This window comes from Aphanothece microscopica RSMan92, from assembly GCF_046613545.2.
Lineage (GTDB): Bacteria > Cyanobacteriota > Cyanobacteriia > PCC-6307 > Cyanobiaceae > NIES-981.
On the sequence record NZ_JBKKKY020000352.1, the window covers coordinates 1 to 585 of the forward strand.

At 75.9% G+C, this 585-nt stretch carries 1 protein-coding gene and 1 pseudogene; one reads left to right on the top strand and one right to left on the bottom strand.

All coding sequences use genetic code 11. The annotated features are described in order from the left end of the window. A pseudogene (locus tag ACLD7X_RS17945) lies at window positions 1–183 on the bottom strand (hypothetical protein); the annotation flags it as partial. A 132-nt stretch (window positions 184–315) separates the two neighbouring features. Between ACLD7X_RS17945 and ACLD7X_RS17950 the strand changes: the two are divergent. Then, a partial coding sequence (locus ACLD7X_RS17950; protein ID WP_482763996.1) for a GNAT family N-acetyltransferase occupies window positions 316–585 on the top strand: 270 nt, incomplete at its 3' end.

A 585-nucleotide genomic window follows, 5' to 3' on the forward strand; every position in this document is an offset into this window, starting at 1 on the left:
CGGCGCGGGCCCCCGCGCCTTGAGCGGGTTGCCGGGCGACACCAGCCACCACACCGCATCCAGCCGGAACCGCTTGAGCGCCTCGCGCGTGATGTGGGCGTGGCCTTCGTGCGCGGGGTCGAAGGACCCGCCCAGAAGGCCGATCACCTGCCCGCGTGCCGCCCGTGGAAAGCCCGTGCGCATTCCGCCCCGCCCCTTCGTGCCGCGCGGGGCCCCGGTGCGGGCCCTGGCGCAAGGCCCTTCTTTCGCGGGCGGGCGGGGGCGAAGTCAAGCGCGGCCCTTGCCAAGGCTGCGCGAAGGCTGTCCTGTCGGGCCATGACGATCCGCCCGGCCGACCCCGCATCCCCCGCCGCCCTGGCCTGCCTTTCGGCCTATTTCGCCGATCTCGACCGTGCCATTCCCGGCGGGTTCGATCCCGGCCCCGTCGCCGGATGGGGTCTGGACGACCTGCGCCCGCCCGACGGGCTGTTCCTGCTGGCCGATGGCGGGGCGGGCTGCGTGGGGCTGCGCCGGCTGGACCCCGCCACTGCCGAGGTCAAGCGTCTGTGGGTGCGCGCGGACCGGCGCCGCACGGGCCTTGCGGGG